This window comes from uncultured Gemella sp. (assembly GCF_963519265.1).
Lineage (GTDB): Bacteria > Bacillota > Bacilli > Staphylococcales > Gemellaceae > Gemella.
This window is the reverse complement of record NZ_CAUQNQ010000106.1, coordinates 1-3,902: the sequence shown is the minus strand read 5'-3', so window position 1 is coordinate 3,902 and position 3,902 is coordinate 1. Positions and strand designations below refer to the sequence as shown.

Genomic DNA, 3,902 nt, shown 5'->3' with positions numbered 1-3,902 from the left:
ATGATGGACTTAATATAGAAGATATTAAGGATATAGTTGATAAAGTATTGGAGGAAAAAATTTATGATAAAAGTAAATAATTTACAGATTAATAAAAAGTCATTTCAACTAGGTCCTATAGATTTGGAGTTAGAAGACGGATATGTCTATGCAATCACAGGTAACAGCGGGAGTGGTAAAACACTATTTCTTCAAACACTATTAGGAGCAATATCATCAGATAAAAATGCAATTAGCTATAATAATTTGAACTTTCAACAAAATGCAGTTGAAATTAAAAAACTATATTCTTATGTAGCGGATAAACCATTGTTTTCAGATACTTTACAGGTAAATGAAGTTTTATATAAAATATCTAAATTAGATGAAAGATTTGATTTAGAGAAATGTTTTGAATTTTTAAATAAACAGAAGATTGTTCTTCACAGTAAAATTTATGAATTGTCTCAAGGGGAGAGGAAAATATTATTATTTTCAATAGGATATTTTACTATGTCTAGAATATTAGTACTAGATAATCCATTTTCTGGAGTAGGACTAATAGCTAAAAAAGAAATATTAAATCTTCTAAGAGATTATATGGATGAAAATAAAATGATTATTCTTGTGACTGAAGATCCTTTAGTGATAAAGAGTTTAGCAGATTATGTAATTGTTTTAGAAAATGGAAGAATTAATATTAAAGAAGATATAGTAGAGCTACAAGAAAGATTTAACACTACAGATATAGAAAAAATTTTACTTTCTATTATGAAGGGAGAGAAGTCAAATGTATAAACAAAAATACGATACAAACTTTGGGGCAATTTGGAATTTAATTTCAAATAGAAATTACATGAAACCTTTATTATATAAGAGTTTATATTTACTATATTATTTTATTACCATCACTGTAGTACTTGAATTATTATTTGATAAAACTTATATGATTTTAGCTGTTATTAGTTCAATAATTATTGTGATAAATGGAAGAAAATACGATGATCCTGAACATCAATTTATTGAATATCTACCGATTTCATTAAAAGATAAAGTAAGATATATTTACTATACAACTTATATAACTTTATTCTTTGGGGGAATAATATCTCTTGTATTAGATTATATTTATCGTAAAGTTAATCCTATTGAATACCTATATGCAATAATAGTCGTTATAGCATTATCAAACTTTGCTGTAATACAAATGATTAAGACCAAAATAACACTAATATACTTCTTTATATATGATATTATTATTTATCAATTTATAGTAGGAATCTTTCGATTTTCTTTAGTGCCTTTTAGTGGATATATAGGTCCAAAATATGATAATACGCAATTTAGTTTAATAAAATTAGCACTATTAATAGTAATCACATTGTTATATTACTTTGTTAGCGTAAATATTTTATTAGCTCATAATAGAGAAAATAAACGAGTAGATAAAAAGTATAAAGGAAAACTTGTTTTAATTCTGTTCCTTTTAATAAGTACAAGTGTCTTAAAAATTTATACATTTGAAGCTAATATGTTCTTTGAAGGAATTAAAGAAGGAACTAAAGATGCAACTAGAGTTGAATTAATAAATACTTATAATGAAACCAAGTAAGGTTAAGCAAGCCTAAATCGAAAATAAAAGAATATAAGAAAGCTAGTGATTTAGTACAGAAAATAGTGTTAGTCATAGCTTTTTTATTTATGTTGTAGTGAGGTAGGGAAAGAACAAAAAAAGAAGACTTGGTTAACCAAATCTTCTTTGTGTTAATAATTCTTATTTGAATTCTGCTGTGTTAACACGAACTCCAGGACCCATAGTTGTAGTTACAGCTACAGATTTGAAGTAAGTTCCTTTAGCAGCAGCTGGTTTAGCTTTAGCTAAAGCGTCTTGAACAGCGTTGAAGTTTTCAACTAAGTCTTCAGTTGAGAATGAAACTTTACCGATTGGAGTGTGAACAACACCAGCTTTTTCAGCACGGTATTCAACTTTACCAGCTTTGATTTCATTAACTGCTTTAGTAACGTCCATAGTTACAGTACCAGTTTTAGGGTTTGGCATTAATCCTTTAGGTCCTAATACACGACCGATTTTACCAACTTCTCCCATCATGTCTGGAGTAGCTACGATTACGTCAAAATCAAACCAACCTTGTTGGATTTTAGTGATGTATTCACCTTGTCCTACGTAGTCAGCTCCTGCTGCTTCAGCTTCTGCTGCTTTATCACCTTTAGCAAAAACTAAAACTTTAGCAGTTTTACCAGTTCCTTTAGGAAGAACTACTGCTCCACGAACTTGTTGGTCGTTTTTACGAGTATCAACTCCTAAACGGAATGCAACTTCTACAGTTGCGTCAAAATTAACTGTGCTTGTTTTTTTAGCTAATTCGATTGCTTCTACTACAGAGTATAGACTAGAAGAATCTACTAATTTAGCTGCTTCAAGATATTTTTTACCTTTTTTTGCCATTATAATTATCCTCCTATTCTCCTATTAAGATACCCATACTTCTTGCAGTACCTTCAATCATACGCATTGCTGCTTCTACAGAAGCTGCGTTTAAGTCAGCCATTTTAAGTTCAGCGATTTCTTGAACTTGAGCTTTTGAAACTGTAGCAACTTTGTCACGGTTAGGTACAGAAGATGCTTTTTCAATTTTAGCTGCTTTTTTAAGTAATACTGGTGCAGGTGGTGTTTTAGTAATGAAAGTAAATGAACGGTCTTCATATACTGAGATTACTACTGGAATAATTAATCCTGCTTGGTCTTGTGTACGAGCATTGAATTCTTTACAGAATCCCATGATGTTTACACCAGCTTGACCTAACGCTGGACCAACTGGTGGAGCTGGGTTAGCTTTACCTGCTGGTACTTGTAATTTAACAACTTTTATAACTTTTTTAGCCACGATAAAACCTCCTATATATTTTTCGTGATGTGGTCATTTGAACGTCTTTGAATTTTTCGTTCTCCCACTCAATCAAGTTTTGTATTTTACATACCTGAATATAATATCACACTGGATAAGTAATTGCAAGTATTTTATTAAGTTTTTTCAAAAAAACTTAATCTTTAGTAAAAATAATTCTACTTTTATTGAGTAGATATTAAAATAATACAACTAAGTCTCTCAAAATTCAAGTGATAATGTGAAGTATTTAATAATGATATGTAGTAAAATTAAAAGAAAAATATAAATGCCTAATATGTATAGAAGAAAAGTTTTTCTAAACCGGGATTTTCCCTGAGTGAACTATTGACTTTTTACCGTAGGTGGTGTAGAATTGTAATTATGGTATGTAACAAATTGTTGATATTTAAATATTAACAAAATAGTGATATCATAATAAAATTTTTTCAAAATAGAAAGAGGTTGCAAGATGATTTATGGAATAATCAGTGTTGCAGCTTTACTTGTTGGACTTTTAGTTGGATATGTTATTTCGAAAAATTCTATTCAAAAGAAATTAGAATTATCTAAGCAAGACGCCGATTATATTATAGGTGAGGCAAGAAAAGAAGCTAGATATATAGTTGAAAAAGAAACAACTATAGCTAAAAAAGAAGCTGAAGAGATAATTAACATTGCAAATAAAGAAGCAGAATTTAAAAAACTAGATATTCAAAGACAAGAAGATAGAATCGTTCAAAAAGAATCTTCATTAGAACGTCAAACAGAGCTTTTAAATAAAAAAGACGAATTGTTAAGTTCAAGAGAGATGAAATTGGAAGAGAAATCTCAATTACTTGAAGAAAAAAGTACTGAGGTTAATCAACTTAAGATTCAACAAGAAACAGAGTTGCAAAGAATTGCAAACTTAACAGAAGAACAAGCTCGTGAAGAGATTATGGCCGCAGTTGAAACTGATATGGCTAAAGATATGGCAATATATATAAGAAATAAAGAACTAGAGGCGAAAAGCGT

At 29.4% G+C, this 3,902-nt stretch carries 5 protein-coding genes; 3 read left to right on the top strand and 2 right to left on the bottom strand.

Annotated features, from left to right (window positions below; all coding sequences use genetic code 11):
- The first annotated feature begins 63 nt into the window (after positions 1-63).
- Positions 64-777 carry an ATP-binding cassette domain-containing protein gene (locus tag RWN11_RS07460; protein ID WP_314161099.1) on the top strand — a complete coding sequence of 238 codons (714 nt, stop codon included), beginning with the start codon at positions 64-66 and terminating at the stop codon, positions 775-777.
- Positions 770-1,591, top strand: coding sequence for a hypothetical protein (locus RWN11_RS07455; protein WP_314161098.1), 822 nt, complete (start codon positions 770-772; stop codon positions 1,589-1,591). The genes RWN11_RS07460 and RWN11_RS07455 overlap by 8 nt, the downstream gene beginning before the upstream one ends.
- Positions 1,592-1,753: 162 nt before the next feature.
- Here RWN11_RS07455 and rplA read toward each other — a convergent pair whose 3' ends face one another.
- The gene (gene rplA, locus RWN11_RS07450) at positions 1,754-2,446 is read right to left on the bottom strand and encodes a 50S ribosomal protein L1 (protein WP_003144761.1); all 693 of its coding nucleotides are present in this window, start codon (positions 2,444-2,446) and stop codon (positions 1,754-1,756) included.
- 13 nt (positions 2,447-2,459) lie between these two features.
- Positions 2,460-2,885, bottom strand: coding sequence for a 50S ribosomal protein L11 (gene rplK, locus RWN11_RS07445; RefSeq protein ID WP_003144801.1), 426 nt, complete (start codon positions 2,883-2,885; stop codon positions 2,460-2,462).
- A gap of 472 nt (positions 2,886-3,357) precedes the next feature.
- Between rplK and RWN11_RS07440 the strand changes: the two genes are divergently transcribed.
- A partial coding sequence (locus tag RWN11_RS07440) for an Rnase Y domain-containing protein (RefSeq protein WP_314161097.1) occupies positions 3,358-3,902 on the top strand: 545 nt, incomplete at its 3' end.